At 33.2% G+C, this 17,374-nt stretch carries 18 protein-coding genes; 5 read left to right on the forward strand and 13 right to left on the reverse strand.

Annotation, left to right across the window (positions count from 1 at the left end):
* Positions 1-74: 74 nt before the first annotated feature.
* Positions 75-857, forward strand: a complete 783-nt coding sequence (locus tag EP747_RS06265; protein WP_129689025.1) for a TrmB family transcriptional regulator — start codon at positions 75-77, stop codon at positions 855-857.
* Positions 858-1,030: 173 nt separating this feature from the next.
* Here the strand turns inward: EP747_RS06265 and EP747_RS06270 are convergent, their stop codons facing one another.
* From EP747_RS06270 to EP747_RS06295, 6 genes are all read right to left on the reverse strand, one after another.
* On the reverse strand, positions 1,031-2,404 hold the full coding sequence (locus EP747_RS06270; RefSeq protein ID WP_129689026.1) for an MATE family efflux transporter: 1,374 nt from the start codon (positions 2,402-2,404) through the stop codon (positions 1,031-1,033).
* Between the two features lie 132 nt (positions 2,405-2,536).
* Positions 2,537-2,956, reverse strand: coding sequence for a MarR family winged helix-turn-helix transcriptional regulator (locus EP747_RS06275; RefSeq protein WP_205753809.1), 420 nt, complete (start codon positions 2,954-2,956; stop codon positions 2,537-2,539).
* A gap of 555 nt (positions 2,957-3,511) precedes the next feature.
* Positions 3,512-4,858 (reverse strand): GntP family permease, encoded by a 1,347-nt coding sequence (locus EP747_RS06280; RefSeq protein ID WP_129689027.1) that lies wholly within the window; start codon positions 4,856-4,858, stop codon positions 3,512-3,514.
* Positions 4,859-4,877: 19 nt separating this feature from the next.
* Positions 4,878-6,422 (reverse strand): gluconokinase, encoded by a 1,545-nt coding sequence (gene gntK / locus EP747_RS06285; RefSeq protein ID WP_129689028.1) that lies wholly within the window; start codon positions 6,420-6,422, stop codon positions 4,878-4,880.
* Positions 6,422-7,147, reverse strand: a complete 726-nt coding sequence (locus tag EP747_RS06290; RefSeq protein WP_129689029.1) for a GntR family transcriptional regulator — start codon at positions 7,145-7,147, stop codon at positions 6,422-6,424. The genes gntK and EP747_RS06290 overlap by 1 nt, the downstream gene beginning before the upstream one ends.
* A gap of 509 nt (positions 7,148-7,656) precedes the next feature.
* Entirely contained in the window at positions 7,657-9,369 is a 1,713-nt protein-coding gene (locus EP747_RS06295; protein ID WP_129689030.1) for a S53 family peptidase, read from the reverse strand.
* A 634-nt stretch (positions 9,370-10,003) separates the two neighbouring features.
* Between EP747_RS06295 and EP747_RS06300 the strand changes: the two genes are divergently transcribed.
* On the forward strand, positions 10,004-10,258 hold the full coding sequence (locus EP747_RS06300) for a hypothetical protein (RefSeq protein WP_129689031.1): 255 nt from the start codon (positions 10,004-10,006) through the stop codon (positions 10,256-10,258).
* 83 nt (positions 10,259-10,341) lie between these two features.
* Here EP747_RS06300 and EP747_RS06305 read toward each other — a convergent pair whose 3' ends face one another.
* Positions 10,342-13,086 carry a dynamin family protein gene (locus tag EP747_RS06305; protein WP_129689032.1) on the reverse strand — a complete coding sequence of 915 codons (2,745 nt, stop codon included), beginning with the start codon at positions 13,084-13,086 and terminating at the stop codon, positions 10,342-10,344.
* A 203-nt stretch (positions 13,087-13,289) separates the two neighbouring features.
* Between EP747_RS06305 and EP747_RS06310 the strand changes: the two genes are divergently transcribed.
* Complete coding sequence (locus EP747_RS06310; RefSeq protein WP_129689033.1) at positions 13,290-13,754, forward strand: hypothetical protein; 465 nt, start codon at positions 13,290-13,292, stop codon at positions 13,752-13,754.
* A gap of 49 nt (positions 13,755-13,803) precedes the next feature.
* On the opposite strand, the gene EP747_RS06315 is transcribed toward EP747_RS06310, so the two are convergent.
* Positions 13,804-13,947: an imidazoleglycerol-phosphate dehydratase gene (locus EP747_RS06315; RefSeq protein ID WP_129689034.1), complete on the reverse strand. Its 144-nt coding sequence runs from the start codon at positions 13,945-13,947 to the stop codon at positions 13,804-13,806.
* A gap of 100 nt (positions 13,948-14,047) precedes the next feature.
* Between EP747_RS06315 and EP747_RS25075 the strand changes: the two genes are divergently transcribed.
* Positions 14,048-14,182: a hypothetical protein gene (locus EP747_RS25075; RefSeq protein WP_255294764.1), complete on the forward strand. Its 135-nt coding sequence runs from the start codon at positions 14,048-14,050 to the stop codon at positions 14,180-14,182.
* 89 nt (positions 14,183-14,271) lie between these two features.
* Positions 14,272-14,454, forward strand: a complete 183-nt coding sequence (locus EP747_RS06320; RefSeq protein WP_129689035.1) for a hypothetical protein — start codon at positions 14,272-14,274, stop codon at positions 14,452-14,454.
* Between the two features lie 45 nt (positions 14,455-14,499).
* Here the strand turns inward: EP747_RS06320 and EP747_RS06325 are convergent, their stop codons facing one another.
* The 5 genes from EP747_RS06325 to EP747_RS06345 form a co-directional block, all read right to left on the reverse strand.
* Positions 14,500-15,075 carry a GNAT family N-acetyltransferase gene (locus EP747_RS06325; protein ID WP_129689036.1) on the reverse strand — a complete coding sequence of 192 codons (576 nt, stop codon included), beginning with the start codon at positions 15,073-15,075 and terminating at the stop codon, positions 14,500-14,502.
* A 165-nt stretch (positions 15,076-15,240) separates the two neighbouring features.
* Complete coding sequence (locus tag EP747_RS06330; protein WP_129689037.1) at positions 15,241-15,792, reverse strand: GNAT family N-acetyltransferase; 552 nt, start codon at positions 15,790-15,792, stop codon at positions 15,241-15,243.
* A 170-nt stretch (positions 15,793-15,962) separates the two neighbouring features.
* Positions 15,963-16,193, reverse strand: coding sequence for a DUF4288 domain-containing protein (locus tag EP747_RS06335; protein ID WP_129689038.1), 231 nt, complete (start codon positions 16,191-16,193; stop codon positions 15,963-15,965).
* A 196-nt stretch (positions 16,194-16,389) separates the two neighbouring features.
* Positions 16,390-16,860 carry a DinB family protein gene (locus EP747_RS06340; RefSeq protein WP_129689039.1) on the reverse strand — a complete coding sequence of 157 codons (471 nt, stop codon included), beginning with the start codon at positions 16,858-16,860 and terminating at the stop codon, positions 16,390-16,392.
* A gap of 296 nt (positions 16,861-17,156) precedes the next feature.
* Entirely contained in the window at positions 17,157-17,351 is a 195-nt protein-coding gene (locus EP747_RS06345) for a hypothetical protein (protein WP_129689040.1), read from the reverse strand.
* Between the last annotated feature and the right edge of the window lie 23 nt (positions 17,352-17,374).

The following is a 17,374-nucleotide window of genomic DNA, read 5'->3' on the forward strand; positions in this document are numbered from 1 at the left end:
GTAACTAACTAATTGCTATCTGTAAATAGTTATTGTAAATTTATTACATAAACAAAAAATAGGAGTGCGAAAAAGTGGAAGATCTAGTGCAACAGCTCAAAAAATTAGGTTTTAACGAATATGAAGCCAAATCTTATGTATCACTCGTTAAACAAGGTCCCGTTACAGCCTACCAAGTTAGCAAGGATTCGGGTATACCAAGAGCACGTATTTACGATGTGTTAGGTAATCTTGTTGAAAAAGGAATTGTCTTGAAAGAGGAAATAAATGACACGGCACGATATTCACCTCTGCCCGTTGAAATCTTTTTACAGAAGGCCCAATCAGAGTGGCAATCTACATATTCGGTAATAAGTGACTCTTTAAAAGGTCTAGAAGCTTTTGGTGAAAAAATGGACAACCGTGTAATTACTTTAAAGGACTATAAAACGATTATTAACTATTGTGAGACGTTAATAAAAAAAGCAGAAAAACGGATTGTGATTTCAATGTGGGACGAAATGTATGAGGTTTTGAAAAAGGAACTGGTTTATGCGACTAAAAAAGCAACCATACAAGGAATTACTCTACACGTCGAAAATCCAATTGGAAAACTAGAAAGTCATCGCATTACACCATTTACTGAGACCAAGTCTACAGATCATTGGTTTATTTTATCGATCGATTCTAAAGAGATGATTTATGGACCATCAATTGAGGAGCGTAGTGTTGCTTTTTATACAAATGATCCAGTTCATATTTACTTATTAGAGGACTATATATGGCATGATGTACTAGTGAATAGACTTGTTCGACGTAGCCAAGACGACTTAGAGAAATGGATTACTTCTGAGCGAAGAGCCTTTTTCATGGAATAATAAGCAAATTCAAAGAACAAATAAAATAAAGCATAAGTATCTTAATGATCTTATGCTTTGTTTCAGTCTATTGACTGATATCCCAAATTTTGTTAATAACCCTTTTAAAAGGTTTGAATAAAATTGAAATTTTAATACTGACAATTCCTTAATGCAATTGGATTAAGAACTGATTATTGAGCTAGGCTGCTATCTGGCATTTTCTTAAGTTTTCTTAAGTAAGGAATCATTAGAATAGCACCCATAACGAATGTAATCCCCTCAGTTAGTGTTAAAGACCAAATTATGCCATTTAATCCATAAAAATGATGTAAGATGATGACAACTGGTATGAAAAGAACACCTTGTGTAATTGACATTATTCCTGTTGAAAGCCCTTCACCAGACGCTTGGAAGATGCTAGTGAATAAACCGGTAAATCCGTTAAATACAGATGAAATAAGTTGAGCTGTTAAGATTAGTGCTCCAATACTTAACACGGCTGAATCAATTGTAAATAAACCGAGTACTTGAATTTTAAAAATATATACAATTCCACCAAATATAATTGAGATTCCGCCAATCCATAATGTTAACTCTTTTAATGTTTCATATAGGCGCGGTTTATTTTTTCCACCGAAGTTATAAGCAATTAAAGAAATAGCCCCTATAAATAAGCCCATCGTAATAAACTCTGGGAGTTGTGCAATTCTTACTGCAATTCCAAAACTTGCTACAACATGCTCGCCGTATTCAATGGAATAATTGTTTAATAGTAAAGTTGTAACAATCATAAATGACATTTTAAATAACTCTGGAACACCGACTTTATAGATTTCTAATTGATCGATTATTGATACTTTCCAATGCTTTAAGAAACCTCTTAAAGTTTCACTTTTTCTATCTAAAAACCAAATGTAGTATATGCTTGCCGCAATATTTGCTAAAACCATAGAAAGAGCAGCACCCATTACATGAAGGTTTAAAACTAAAATGAATAACACGTCAAATATGATGCTAAAAATAACACTAATAAACATTCCATACATCGATTCTTTTGCTGCACCCTCAGAACGCACAATTTGTTCTAATGCAAAGTTCAAAATAAATGCAAAGCCACCAATAAAAAGCGTGATAGTATATTGTTTTGTATAAAGCAATGTTGTAGCGTCCGCTCCCAACAAATGAACAATTGGACTAACAAATAGTAAAGCAATTACTGCAATAATCAAGCCACATATAATACTCATATAAAATGCATAACCTGCTACAGATTTCCCTTTCTGAAGATTTCCTTCACCTAAGAGACGAGTAACAAAAGTTCCTGCACCAACCCCAAATACATTCCCAATCGCCATTAGCACCGTAAAGATCGGTAAGCCTAATGTAATGGCGCTTAACATCGCAGTATCATGAACTAAACCGATAAAAAATACGTTTATTAAGTTATAGATTGTACCAGCAGAAATCCCAATCATCATTGGAATACATAAACGAGCTAACGATTTTCGTATCGGTGCTTCTTTTAAATAATAAATATTAGATTGATCCACTACAAATTCTTCCATTTTATTCCATCCTCCCGAATCTTAATCTTTTTTATTTTGGTTTAAGATCATAATTTTTGTTTATTTATAATTAGAATTCTAACTTTTAGACTTCTAACAATTTGACAATACGACCCTAATGGCCGTAGTCACTTAAAGGTTCGAATCAATCTTTTTCAATAGGCGTAAAAATTCATTTTTTTCTTCTTCAGTCAATGGCTCTGTTAATCGTGATTCCATTGCCAAAAACATATCATCAATCTGATTAACGATTTCTTTACCTTTTTCTAATACGAAGATTTGTTTCTGACGTTCGTTATCAGCTTGAATTTTTCTACCAATGTATCCATTCTTTTCAAGTCCTTGAAGCATGCTGGTTATACTTGCACCTCTTCGATTAAATGCATCTGCTAAATCCTTTTGAATTAAACCTCGATCCTGATGCTCAGCAATATAACTGATCATCCTACCTTGTTGTGGATTTACTTCAAGTTCTTTCGTACGATACGACAATTGATCTCGTACCTTATGCATAATGGTACTAAGAAGTCTTGTATAAGGTGTATCAATCAAATCGTTCACCTCCGAATAATTAGATTTCTAACTGTCTGAAACAAATATAACTCGGTGGGAGATCTATGTCAATCAAAAAGATAGAATTCTAACAATTAGATTTTAAACTTTTAGGGATTTGTCATACTTCAAATTGATTGTTAAAATCGTTTATTAAACCCACTAAAAGATTTCCCGTGTCATTTGACCTGTATTTTTGCCAGTCCAAATTTATTAACTAAAGAAAGAACAACTACTATTTATAGCTCTAGATATAGGTTTTTTTAACCAAAACAATAATATGAACTAAGTCTTAAACCTATAATCTTGTAGAACTATAGCTTTCAATTAACAAAGGGTATCATTACCCAATAGATTCCCAAGTTTAAATTGTCATGTTCTTCCTAGAAGGTTGGTTGGCTAACAATGACTAAATAAAAATATAATAAAATAAAGAGCAGTAAATCTCTACTATAATACGTAGAAAGGTTCTAAGTATTATAATGAGGATACTGCCCTTTATGATTAATTAACCAACAGTAGTAGAAAAGTAAAACTTCCTGCTGGTTTTTTCCATTATACGAATAAACTTAGTAAAAGAATAAAGACCAATCCGCAAACGGAAATTATTGTTTCTAGTAATGTCCAAGTTAAGAAAGTTTCTTTCATACTTAACCCAAAATATTCTTTAAACATCCAGAAGCCTGCGTCATTAACGTGTGAAGCGATTAAACTACCAGCTCCAGTTGCTAGAACAACTAAAGCTAAGTTAGCGTCAGAATGACCTAACATTGGAATAACTAAACCAGAAGTGGTTAAAGCTGCGACAGTAGCAGAACCAAGGGAAATTCGTAGGATCGCTGCAATAATCCAAGCAAGTAAAATCGGTGACATTGAAGTTCCTTTGAATAATTCAGCTACATAATCACCAACACCGCCATCAATTAACACTTGTTTGAAGGCACCGCCGCCTCCGATGATTAAGAGCATCATCCCAATATGTGTAATTGCAGTTGTACAAGAGTTCATAACTTCTTTGATTGGTATTTTTCTAGCCAATCCCATTGTATAAATCGCAACTAATAATGAAATTACCATTGCAGTACCAGCATTACCAATAAATCGGATCGCTACTAGTAGGCTATTATCATCAAATCCAATTGTTTTTTGCAGTAAATTAACAATTGTCGCAAATGACATTAAAATAACAGGAAGTAATGCAGTAAAAACACTGATTCCAAAACCAGGAGTTTCTTCAAGTTTAAATATTTTTTGTTCACCTAAAGATGCAATATTACCCGTTTTTGTGAAGGATGCAGGTACTAGCTTTTTAGCAAGCTTTGTAAATAAAGGACCTGCGATAAAAACAGTTGGTAAAGCAATAATAAATCCGTAAAGTAATACTTCACCAAGATTTGCATGATATTCACCAGCGATTACAGTCGGACCTGGATGTGGCGGTAAGAAACCATGTGTAACAGATAGTGCAGCCGCCATTGGAATACCTAAATATAAAATAGAAACTTTTAATTGTTTTGATATAGCAAATACAATCGGAATCAATAATACTAATCCTACTTCGAAGAATAGAGCGACACCGATAATGAATGAAGCAGCAACAACTGCCCATTGAATATTTTTTTCACCGAATTTGTTAACAAGAGTCATCGCAATACGTTGTGCGCCACCAGAATCTGCGATCAACTTACCAAGCATTGCACCAAGTCCGAAGATTAATGCTAAATGACCAAGTGTTCCGCCTAACCCAGTTTCAATGGTAGTGCCAATATTGTCTGGTTTCATTCCAAGTGCTAAAGCAACTCCAAATGAAACAATAATTAATGAAAGAAAAGTATTTAATTTTAACTTCATGATTAAAACAAGTAATGCTATTATTCCGATTGCTACTATAACTAGTGGCATGGAAATCCCCCCCGAAAATCTATTTATTTTTATTAATTAATCCTCTTTGATAATTAGCAATCCGCTTATAATCTTTTTCTAATACTCTCGATAGGCTAATAAAGATTGGCAATAATTCTCGATATTCTCTTACTGCCTCTTCATTCGGAGTATGTTTGTGAGTATTACCGACCATTTCTGATACTACTTCAAAGGATTCTATTTTTCCTGTTGCATAAAGACCTAAAATACAAGCACCAAGACAAGAACTTTCATAGCTTTCTGGTACAACTACATCTAAATCAAAAATATCCGACATCATCTGACGCCATACATTTGATCTCGCGAACCCTCCAGTTGCTTGGATTTTAGATACCGGTCCATCCATACATTCAATTAAAGCTAAAAATACAGTGTATAAGTTGTATATAACACCTTCAAGTGCAGAGCGAATCATATGCTCCTTCTTATGTGCCATCGTTAAGCCGAAAAAGGATCCTCGAACATCAGGGTTCCATAATGGTGCACGTTCACCCGCTAAATAAGGATGGAATAACAAGCCATCTGCTCCAGGTCTTACACTTTCGGCAATTTTTGTTAATACTTCATATGGATCAATCCCTAATCTTTTTGCAGTTTCAACCTCCGAAGCCGCAAATTCATCACGAATCCAGCGAAAAACCATTCCGCCATTGTTCACTGGCCCACCGATGACCCAATGTTTTTCCGTTAATGCGTAGCAAAATATTCGTCCTTTTTCGTCAGTTTGTGGTTGATCAATAATGGTTCGAATTGCCCCACTTGTCCCGATTGTGACTGCAATTTCTCCTTTTCGAATCGCATTCACACCAAGATTAGAAAGTACGCCATCACTTGCACCAACTACAAAAGGAGTTTGTGGATCAATACCCATTTGTCTAGCTAACTCAGAATTACAGTTTGTAAAAATCTCCGTAGTAGGTACTAGTCTAGATAGTTGATCAGTTGTAATCCCTGCTATCTGTAAAGCTCCCTCATCCCAATCTAATGTTTTAAGATTCATCATACCCATGGCTGAAGCAAGCGAATGATCTACAACATATTGGTCAAAGAATTTTTTAAATACATATTCTTTAATCCCAATATATTTTTTCGCTTTTTGTGCGATCTCTGGTCGTTCATTTACTATCCATGTTATCTTGCTTAAAGGTGACATTGGATGTATCGGAGTTCCTGTCCGTTTGTATACTTCGTGACCATTTAATTCATCTTTAATTTTATGAGTCCAAAACTCACTTCGATTATCTGCCCATGTAATACAAGGCGTTAATGGTTGATCATTTTCATCCATGACAATTAGACTGTGCATTGCACTACTAAAAGAAATAAATAATATCTCTTTTTGAGGATGTTGTTTCATTATTTTAGAAATTGCTTGTACTAAAGCTGTAAAGATCTCTTCTGGGTCTTGTTCAGCTGTTGAAATATCAGGTGTATAGAGTGGGTATCCGATATTCTCTTGCTGAATGACTTCACCTGTTTCAGTAAATAAAACGGCTTTTGTGCTTGTGGTACCGATGTCTAACCCTAACATATAGTTTGTCATTATTCTTGTTCTACTCCTTTTGAAAACATTTGTTGGGATCTCCAAAGATCCTCTACTTTTCCTTGAACATCATCAAAGTTTTGATGCAAAGATTGAATCATAAGGTCTCTATTCTTCGTACCAATTGCATCAATATATAATTGATGATTTTCCACTATTCGTTGAAAGTCTTCGTATTTTTCCTTAAACCGTACTCGCATTGATAAAAGTATAAACGCTTCCATTACTGGTTTTGCATTATTCCAGATCATCAAAATGTATGAATGATCAATCGCTCGAATAATCGTTTCATGGAATAATACATCTTGAAATGAAAACTCATCGGCATCTTGATATTTAATTGCAATTTTCATCATTTCAAGAATTTTACTTAGTTCCATAACCAATTCTTTCGTGTCTAATTTTACCAACCGTTCAAATACAAATGTTTCGATTAGTAATCGCACATCATATATTTCTTCTATTTCTTTTTCAGTTAATCCAATAACAACTGCACCCATTCTTTCTAAACGAATCAGATTTTCAGATGCTAAAGTTTTTAATGCCTCTCTAATAGGAGAACGACTCACATTGAAATCGGCAGCCAATTTATTTTCTGATAACTTGGTACCGCTTTCAATTTGACCAGAAATTATCTGCATCCTTAATTCATATGTTACACGATCACCAGCTGAAGCTTTTGATAGCCATTTTTCCGGATAAAGATATTGCTTTAATTCTGACATAAGTTCACCTTCATTTCCATACGAGTATACTTGTATACAAGTATTATAAAATCATAATTTAAAAAATGCAAGCGCTTTTAATTCAAATTACTCTACTGTGTAATAGATTTTGAATATCATGAACAATTTATTACAACAAGTTTTTTTAATACGACGCTACCGCCAAATAAGAATTCCTAGTAATTATTTGTGGCTATTCCCAGTTTAGGATTCCTATAACATCAATAGATTAGAGCAATAGAAATGACTATGTAGTGCTTTTAGAAATAAAAAAAGAACATGAAGAATAAAATCATCATGTTCTTTTTTTATAAATAATTTAGCTGCCTATTTCCCCACATATTTCCACATAAATTGAGGTATTCTTGAAAAGCTATTTAACATGTTTACTGCACCCTTTAAAGTATTTTCTTCATTAGCTATTAGACGTGAATTTAAGATTGACTCTTAATTTCTCTCTTTAACAAAAACGACAGCCTCCAATATTTGGAGACTGCTGATTTATTATTTTAGAACCCATTTATATCTCGAATTAAATTATACGCATCCGGTGTCCCGATACCTGAAGCCATATCATAGCCAGATGTAGCCGGATAGTACAAGTTTGTTCCAGACGTAATATCATGATATGCTGCATATTTTTGAGTTGTATTAAAGACTTGATAAAGAGTTGGATTTGCTTGACCAAGGTTGCCCTTGCCATTTGCTTGTGCAAATTGATTATTGAGTGCAGCGATTCCAGCCCATAATGGTGCGGCAGCTGATGTTCCACCTACTACATGCCACGCACCTCCAGTATAGATTGAATATCCTGTATTAGGGTCCGCAGCTGCCGATACATCAGGAACCTCCCTTTTACCATTCGAATAACTGTTTTGGACACCAGGGCCTGACTGGAATGACGGCATAGCATAAACTTTAGATAGTCCTCCACCGTCACCTGATTTGGTAGTTTTATTACTCCAAACGGTTTCTGAACTGTAAGAAGTACCGCTTAAATTCAGGTGAGTACCACCAACACCAGTCACATAAGGATCATTTGCAGGACTATCGACCTCTAAAGTTCTACCTCCAGAATCATAGGCACCATTGTCTCCAGACGCAGCAAAAATACTTTGTCCTTGGGCAGCAAATTGTTGGAATATGGTATGTAAGCTATTCATCGTCGCACTTGCTTCATGCTGCTCACCGATCCCCCAGCTGACAGAAATTGATTTTGCCTGATTATCAGAGGCAATTTTTTGATAAGTATCAATTAAGCCTTGGGCGCTATTTGGCCCTTCGTATACAACTACTTGTGCTTTTGGCGCAATTGCATTGATTACCTCAATATCAAGTTCAACTTCAATTGCACCTTGACCTGCAGCACCACTATAACCATCAATATATACATTTGTTGGTGCAGGGCTTCCTAATCCATAGTAACTGTTATAGGTGCTAACGTTCGTTGCTTTATATCCGTCCAACTCCATGACTGCAACAGTTTGGCCAGATCCAGTATACCCGGCAGTTGCCAGTGGGTTGATATCATAAGCACCTTTTAATTCAGCTGGTGTGTAACCGCCTGCTGGACCACTGCCCACTTTCATTGTCACCGCTTTCGTCTGTTGAGATCCTTGTGTAGGTGAACTACTAATTTTCGAATGTGTATAATGTGGTTCATTGTTCAGACCTTCAACATTCGTAATCACCCCAGAAAATTCAGCGGGAATGGAAGGAGCTTGATCATTGGCATAATAGGTTTCGCCATTTGAATCTTTATAGTTATTTATGGTTACACCAAAAGTATCCTCCATTTGACCAATGGTGCCACTGACGGTAATAAAGGCGTTATTGGAAGAAACATTTTCGACTTTAAAGCCTTGACTTGTCAAATAACTTTTAACGTTGGCAACAGTTGTATCAGTTGGTCCATATTGATTTTTAAATTCGTCGGGAGTTAAGTATTTCTTGTAGTTGATGGAGTTAGGGTTCTTTAAGCTGGCAATATAATTATCCAGTTTATCGCTGTTTCTTAGCTGAAGGGCAATAGTTATAGAAGCTTTGGAGTTGCGGTTTGTGTGACCAATGGAAGTGCCGTGATTTGCAGCGGTTGGAGCTGCCTGTATAAGTTGTACATTTTTAGAAGCTGCGGCAAAAGTTGAGCCTCCTGGGAAATACAACGATAAAGTTAACAATGAAGCAACAGTCGGTACTAATATTTTTCGGTTTCTTTTTTTCATCCTTACACCTCTCCTTAGTTCCTAAATAAGATCTTACCAACAATCTAGAAATCAAAATACGATTTGAGGCTACCCGACTACCATGAATTTAAATTTTCCAGTCATTCCTTTTGGCGATCGGCTTCGGGTTATGTATCACCTTCTTTCATACAACTTTCCATTTGGCATATATTTTTTTATGTAAATGGTTATGATTTGAGTTTGACGTAAAAATTAGAATCTCCTGCAAAATACATTTTTTTTAATTGTATTTTAAAGAATCTTAAAGAATCTTAAGCAACTAAACTCCAGATAGTTGAAGAACAAAAAAAAGAGTTAGCCTGTATCCTAAATTTTCGGACATACTTTCTGCAAAGAACTTGTCAGCCAACCCCCTATGAGTTAATAATTCTAATACTTTAGCATTTTTACTTACTTATGAACTCTTCTATCTCAATTTTTTTCACTTTTTTCTCACTCATGAAACCTTAATGAGTAAGAAATATATTTCGAAAATTTCTAAATAGTTTTAAGTTACCATTCTTTAGAATAGAATTATTTTAATGATGGCCTCACCTGTTATTTCGTATTGTTTTCCCAATAAGTTTCATTAGTTCGTTTTGAAGACACTAAATGATAGAAGGTGATCTATTTTATGAGTCATTTCTTATTAAGTAGACTAGGCAACTGGAAAATTCAAATTCACTGCCACCCTGGAATTCGGACTGTTGGAAATGAAAGAGAAGTACTATTGCTTGATGAAGAACATGAAAAAATTGCACATTTTTCAATTGATACTAAAGGAGCCTTTTTAATACTACAAATCCCATGGGGTGGCTATGTAAAAATTAAAGAGGGCTACCAAACAATCGTTGTACATATTCCGTTTGAAGAAGATACAGAGGAATAGTTGAATGAAATACTGGCTTTATAAATAATTGCATAGTTAAAAAGAAAAAAGAGTGTGCCATTTAGCACACTCTTTCCTTATTATTAACGTAATGTTAAAAATTCTAATTGTCTTAATCTTACTGTGAAGAATGTAATCGGATCAAAGTAAATACTTGGATTTAATTTCATATCTTCTAAAATTTGATTATAGTTAGAAATTGCTACTCTTGTTTCATCAACTAGTTCGTGGATTTGCTCAAATGGAGCATGTAGGAACATTGATAAATCTCTTGGTAAAGTTTTTTCAAACATTTCAAATTGTAGGAAAAACTTCGTTGATAAATCTGATGTTACATCATCATAGTTGACATTATCAACATACTTTTGATATTGAGCAACAAGCTTTGATTTATTTTGTGGCAGTAAACCTAATAAGATTCCTGAGCTTTTTAAGATAAATTGAGATGGTGATGAATTTAATAAAATATTCATGTCATCTAGCTGAGTCATAGAAGTCATTCGATCAGCATCACGGCGCCAGTCATCTAATACTTTAAAATCACACTCAAGATTTAAATATTCATTTCCAATGTACTCATTTAAAGAATCACTCATTTCAGTTAAGTAGCTTTGAGTACCTTCTAATAAAACACCTGATTCTTTAATCCAGTTTTGAAGAGCTTCATTTAGTTTTGGTAGAGTATTTTCTCTTACATACTCACCAATTCGAAGATTCATCTCTTCGTTTAGCGTTTCAAGAATTGTACCGAAATCACTATCTTCTTTGATTAACTCTTTACATTCTTTTAGTAAACCAGGAATACTTAGCTTCAGGTCATATTTTAATTCGTCTTTTAATTCACGATACGAGCTTTTAATTGTATTTAAATGTTCCATTTCTTTATCTTTTAAAGAATGTAATAGACCATTTAATTTGTCATCAAGAACTTCATTCCATTCAATATTAGCACGTAGTTCGTCTTCTTTCTCAACTCGTTTTTCTAATAGGAAATTAATTAATTTGCGAATAGCTAATAATAATTTCTCTGTTTGTTTAGAATTTGCTTCAGTTGATAGAACGTTATTCTCTATAAATAATTCTAAATCTTTAAATTGATCTTGATTATTATAAATTGAAGAATAAGGTAATACTTGAGCGCTAGGGAAATCTAGACTAATTTTCGCTTGGATTTCAGCGCGAACTCGATCAATTTCTTCTTTACTATAAATAGAATCCATCTTATTTAAAATAAAGTGAATCGGTAGAGTTGGTAATTCTTTATGAATTTTAACTAGTAAAGATCGTTCGTTTTCTGTATAAGGTGCAGTAGCATTTAAAACATAAACAAGACGATCTGCAAGTTTTACAGATTGGAATAATGCTTTTGTATTAACCTGGTTCCCATCAATTCCAGGTGTGTCAATGATTGATAGGCGATGCTTTTCTAAAAATGAATTTGGTAATTTATAGTATACTAATTCATCACCTTTTAACAGATTATTTTCAACTGTTGTTAAATCGTAAAAATCTGCAAATTCAGCAAGCTGTGTATTTCCTTCCTTCGAAAATACGATAATATCTGATTCACTATTTTGTTCAAATAATACTGGCATTGTCGTAGAAGAACCCATCATTTTCTCACCTAAAAGTGAGTTAACAAATGAAGATTTACCGTTACCGGATGTACCTGCCACAAGCATTGTTGTATTTTCAAATTGAGTTAATTTACTTGTCCACCACTCAAAACGGTCTCCAACTTCTATTTCATTTAAAGCAGACCATTGTAGGATGTTTTCAAATAATTCTTTTCCAATTTCAAAACAATCAGGTGTTTTCAATAATTGTTCAAATGCCATTTCTGCGTCAGCAACAATTTGATAATCAATACGGCCTGGGAATAAACGATCCCAAGCAAGTGTTGCAGTCGTTGCTAAAACTGCTCCTTTAATATCGGTAATACGTAACCAATTTGTTAAGAAGCTTGGCATCACTTCCTCAAGTTGAGCTACAAAATATTCACCTTCAACTAATTCTTCGTATGTCATTGAATAGATTGATGGCAAACGATTCCACTTCACACCTGTCTCAACGTTGATTTGGAATAACATATCATTGAACGTTTGTAACCAATTAACATAAACTGATTGTTCTCTGTAACTATTCCAAAGTGCTTCTACCATTAATTCAAAATGCTCAAGATCGACTTTAGCCAATGATAGTAACGGTTGCACAAAATAACTTGGTGCCATTTCTTTTGTTACACCATTTATAATATATTCTTTTAATACAATAAACCATTTTAAATCTTCTGTACGAATTGATTCATCTGAAGCTAGAGCTACAGCACTATTCCAATCGTGATGTTTTTCATAAAAATTACGTGCAATTCTTGTTACGTTCGGATAATCAGGATTATATTTTACTGCTTCTTTAATAATACGATCTGCTTCCTCGTATTTCGAAACATCGATATAAAGTGAGAATAAATTTAAGAATATTTCAGATGTCAACGTACTACTATCTGTTTTAACTTCTTTATATAGCTTTTCTGCTGTTTCATATGCACCAATTTCATAATAAGAATCAGCAATATTTTTCTTTGCCCAATCGCTTAACTGGTTTCCAACTTTTTCCCATTTGAAAACTGCAGATTCAAAATCTTTATTTTCAAAATAAACTTCACCTTGTGCAAATCGGATCGATGAAAGATCCATATCATCATTTTGTTCTCTGTAAAGGTCAGCTAATACTGCAATAGGATGTTTAATGTTTTCATTTTCATTTAAGTACGATTTATAAAATTGTTTTGTAATAAATTGTTCTTTTACTTTCACTTTTACTGTCATGTTATCACCTACTATGTATAATAAAATCAAATTAAGTCCAAAAATTTGCCAAAAAAAATTTGTAAAATTTATACAGCATTATCATTTTACCAAATTAGAGTAGCCGAAATTGTGACAATTCTATGTCATTTTCAAAAGATTTTTGTTATATTTGTTACGTTACATACAAAACATAGGAAAAATAATATTTATTTGGAGGCATTATGCTAACTTACGAAGAAAAACTTGCGATCATTGAATCATTTCCAGAATTAACTAAAAAGCCCGTCTCACTTGGGCGTACAAATTTCCAGTATGAAGAAAGTTTAAAAGAAAGAAAGAATGTTGTTTACCATTTACATCCTAATGGGAACGGCTTTGTATATGCTGAAGGTATTAAGGGGTACAAAACAAACGAAAAAGGTATGGTAAATATAAGAGAATTTACTGAAGACGAACTTCGTACAGTACTTACTAAATCAATTGAGAGCCTATCATTCGAACCAATTTTTGAAGAAGATGAAGAAGTAGAAGAAATTTGGGTTAATTCTAATGGACAAATCCTAAAATTAGTTTCAGAAATGGACATGTGGAATGTTTACGCAGGAGAAAATCTTGATGGTACATTCAATAGCTACGGTGAAGCTTGTGAATATTTAGATGAAGAAGGATTTCATGTTCAAGACTGAACAAAATTAGAGCTTGGGAGAATCCAAGCTCTTTTTTATTTAATAAATATTAATGTAATTCATTTTTGGATTTACTGCCTTTTTTAGAGCGATAAACGTTTCCTTTTGTGTTATCGCCACTAGTAGGTTCTTGTCCATGAAGTTCTGGTGCGTTTTGATTTTTACTTCCTTTGCTGCCATTTTTACTTGTCATTTTGCTTCCTCCTAATCCAATTATCATAAATAGATTCCCATTTTAAATAAAAGATTATTCAAGGAATTTAAGCACATAATAATAAAAAGGAGGGTTAAACATGGCTAAAGGACATACAAACAAAGGTCCACAGAAAAGTTCTGTAGATCAATTTGGACATTCTGAGGAATCTGCTTATTCAAAGAGTAAAAAAATGGAAGAATTTCATAAGAAAAATACAGAAAAAGAAAGCTAATAGAACTTTTAATTCTTTTAAATGTACTTGCTAATTTTCCTTCAACAAGTCATTATAAAAGTATGATAAAATTGGAGGAAACTAAATTTATGAGTGAAAATACAAATGAACCAAAAAAAGTTAGTCTTCAGGAATTAATGAAACAAAAGTTGGCTAGCAAAAAACAGCAAAACTCTAATCAAAATAATGGAGTAAATGCTGTTAAAGATATGACGAAAAAGAATCAAATTTCTAAAAAGCCAAACAATCAACGCAAACGTATGGGTGTTTAATTAGAAAAAACGACTGAGTAATCAGTCGTTTTTGATTTAACATTTTTATATGTCTTCTAAGAGATTTTGATTGCTATTATTTTCTCCAAAGGTTAAAACTTCCTCTACTGGCTGATAAGGTTCACCGTAAAAATGGGTATCCCTATATGTATGAATCATATTATATGTTTTTTTCATCGCTTTAAAAATCATTTCTTCACCCTCATTATTTGGAGACCAGTACAAAATCTCCATAGGGTTTATTTCTTGAGTAGCTAGTGAGCGTCTGTTATATCCAATCGACTGAGCATGCTCAAAACCTTCTCTTTTATAAAAACGTAGCCTTTTTTCTGTATCTGTATCTTCATAATTAACTGGTTCAACCTCTAAAATAATCGGTTTGCCCTTCTTCTTTAGCTTATCAAGCAGTTTATAGCCAAGACCCTGCCCACGGGCATCTTTAGAAACGAACAAGTAATCGATAAATACAAAATCATCCAGTTCCGCATACATTAAAACATGATGTGGACCTTCATCTTTATGGTAAATATCTGACCGCTCTTTCAATAAAGTTTCCATATGTTCTCTTGATTTCATTTCTTCAACTGGAAAATACTGATTTAGTTTTTCATACCAATGCATTGATATTCTCCTTTTCTTACATGCAGTTAATATCATCACGCTAGACAAGCCATTATGAGTAATTATTCACTATACAAAAATAATTAGTAAGTCCTTTCAAATGAAGTATTTGAAGTATTAATACTTTTCATGCAAGAAAAAAAGTTCATTGATATGAAATTAACATTATTTCTTTAATGAAACCCAATCTTCAGCTAACATCCCATAAACGATGTGATCTACATAATGATCATACAACCATTCGGCTTTCCTTATACGACCTTCTTGAAAGAATCCTAGCCTCTCAGGTATAGCACGGCTTTTTGTATTTTCAACAGCAGCACGAATCTCAACCCGATTTAGCAATAGACCTGTTAATGCATAATTAACAAATGCATGACAAGCTTTTGTCATTATGCCTGATCCTTCAAACCCCTTTCCTAGCCAATAACCGATACTAGTCGACTTATTTGACCAATCAATTTTATGGAACCCGATAACCCCCACAAGTTTTGATTTTGACCAAATACCAGCTTGAAATCCATTGTTTTCAGCAAATTGTTTCATTGTTGATTTTATAAAATTCTCTGTATCCTCAAGTTTTTTATTATTTGCTATTAATGGTAACCATTCTTTTAAATGTTCCATAGAATTGATTGTTAATTTGTATAACTCTTCTGCATCTTGTAGAGTTAATAACTTTAATTGTAAGTTTTCTTCAATTTTATAACTAAACATGATAATTTCTCCTTTAAAATATGGTTTTCTCAGCCTAATTGCCGACTTCTTTATCATGAATTAAATCGAGGTCATTATATGAATTAACCTTTTCTTTCGGTAATTCATGCGGAACTCTTATAAATCGGGAATAAGTTTTAGTACCTGTTTGAAGTTTTTTATCAGATAAATTAAAGCAATCGATTAATCTTATGAACTTCCATTCCTGTTTGATCATATTGATTTAAGTAATCTACTTCATTTTTTATCGCTTCTTTTTCACCAATTAGATATGCTTCTTCCTGCGAAGTTGCTTTTATAAGAAAAATGCTTTCCTCAAATGTATTATGATCGTCGCTACCATAATCATCATCGATTTTTTCTTGTGAAGGATTTCCAGATATTTTACATTCATATAACACCTTTACTCAAAAACCATTCCCATTCATTTGATCTTTTTTTTTCGTAATCTTTTTCTCATTTTTTCTCCTCCAAATTCATTACGGTTGAAATAATAATATAATCGATTATTAATATCCAATTTCTAATCCCACGTATTTCAACCTCTTAGTGTTATAAACAAAAAAGACAGCTTTAAGCTGCCTCAGGTAGGTTATGTCAACGATGTGATGGCCACGATCCTTGCATTTTTCTAATTTGAATAATTTGTCCTGTATGGTAAGCATCATGAAGTAATAGATCCATTAGTTTGACTTCAAAAGAATTACTCACCAGTTCCTCATCTGTCATATTACTCAATAGCTGTCTTAAACTAAAACTAGTATTTTCCAAACGTTCAACTACTTTCTTCCATTCGTTTTCTTCATTCGATTGTTCAGTAAGAAAAAAGGTTTGGTCACCGTCTAGATTTTTTGTCCACTCTCTACCTTCTAGATTTGCTACAAGCCTCTCTTTGTAATAAAGGAGGTGATTGACGTTTTCCCAAATTGATTTCGTTGCTTCCCCTGTTGGTCTCCAACCAGCTTGTTCAGCTGTAATTCCTTCAATTGCACCTTTTAGAGGCGCAAACCAACTTTCCTTATCAAATGTTTTGTCTAATACGTTTAAAAACAATTCTTTTCGATTCAAAAAAATTTCCTCCTTCTTTAAACTTTAATAATTTTAGAAATTACTTCTGTAAAGTCTCCTCATAACTATTAAAACTGTCATTAAAAAAGTAGGACTAAATTTAAACTAAATTATAACGATTGATTCATATTGAGGTCACCACTGTTTATTTATTCAACAAATGGCTATTTTTACCTTTTATTTTTTAACTTTCTTTTAACATTTAGAATTTTGGGATGAACCTTTTAGAAATTAGCCGAAGATACTTCTTTAAAAACAAAAAAGAGTCACAACCATGACTCTCTTAGTAGCATTAACTATGAAGTTACAAAGTGAAGTACAAATAAAACTAAAAACACACTAGAAAGTACACTAATTTTTTGAAACTTTGTTCGTTTTTCAAACCAGTCCCATCTTTGATACTCGGTATTAACAAGTCCAAAATGAAACATCAAATAATCAATCGTACTCATTAATAAAGCCCCTAATACGACCCAAATAATATTTGACATTCAAATTCTCCCTTTATATAAAC

The sequence above is a fragment of the Gottfriedia acidiceleris genome (assembly GCF_004138285.1).
GTDB lineage: Bacteria > Bacillota > Bacilli > Bacillales > Bacillaceae_G > Gottfriedia > Gottfriedia acidiceleris_A.

Excerpts from the sequence above, each read along its gene's own strand:
- EP747_RS06310 (WP_129689033.1), top strand. The coding sequence starts at position 13,290 with ATGCTAACTTACGAAGAAAAACTTGCGATCATTGAATCATTTCCAGAA.
- EP747_RS06320 (WP_129689035.1), top strand. The coding sequence starts at position 14,272 with ATGAGTGAAAATACAAATGAACCAAAAAAAGTTAGTCTTCAGGAATTA.
- EP747_RS06295 (WP_129689030.1), bottom strand. The coding sequence starts at position 9,369 with ATGAAAAAAAGAAACCGAAAAATATTAGTACCGACTGTTGCTTCATTG.
- EP747_RS06315 (WP_129689034.1), bottom strand. The coding sequence starts at position 13,947 with ATGACAAGTAAAAATGGCAGCAAAGGAAGTAAAAATCAAAACGCACCA.
- EP747_RS06280 (WP_129689027.1), bottom strand. The coding sequence starts at position 4,858 with ATGCCACTAGTTATAGTAGCAATCGGAATAATAGCATTACTTGTTTTA.
- gntK (WP_129689028.1), bottom strand. The coding sequence starts at position 6,422 with ATGACAAACTATATGTTAGGGTTAGACATCGGTACCACAAGCACAAAA.
- EP747_RS06325 (WP_129689036.1), bottom strand. The coding sequence starts at position 15,075 with ATGCATTGGTATGAAAAACTAAATCAGTATTTTCCAGTTGAAGAAATG.
- EP747_RS06270 (WP_129689026.1), bottom strand. The coding sequence starts at position 2,404 with ATGGAAGAATTTGTAGTGGATCAATCTAATATTTATTATTTAAAAGAA.
- EP747_RS06330 (WP_129689037.1), bottom strand. The coding sequence starts at position 15,792 with ATGTTTAGTTATAAAATTGAAGAAAACTTACAATTAAAGTTATTAACT.
- EP747_RS06345 (WP_129689040.1), bottom strand. The coding sequence starts at position 17,351 with ATGTCAAATATTATTTGGGTCGTATTAGGGGCTTTATTAATGAGTACG.
- EP747_RS25075 (WP_255294764.1), top strand. The coding sequence starts at position 14,048 with ATGGCTAAAGGACATACAAACAAAGGTCCACAGAAAAGTTCTGTAGAT.
- EP747_RS06305 (WP_129689032.1), bottom strand. The coding sequence starts at position 13,086 with ATGACAGTAAAAGTGAAAGTAAAAGAACAATTTATTACAAAACAATTT.
- EP747_RS06300 (WP_129689031.1), top strand. The coding sequence starts at position 10,004 with ATGAGTCATTTCTTATTAAGTAGACTAGGCAACTGGAAAATTCAAATT.
- EP747_RS06290 (WP_129689029.1), bottom strand. The coding sequence starts at position 7,147 with ATGTCAGAATTAAAGCAATATCTTTATCCGGAAAAATGGCTATCAAAA.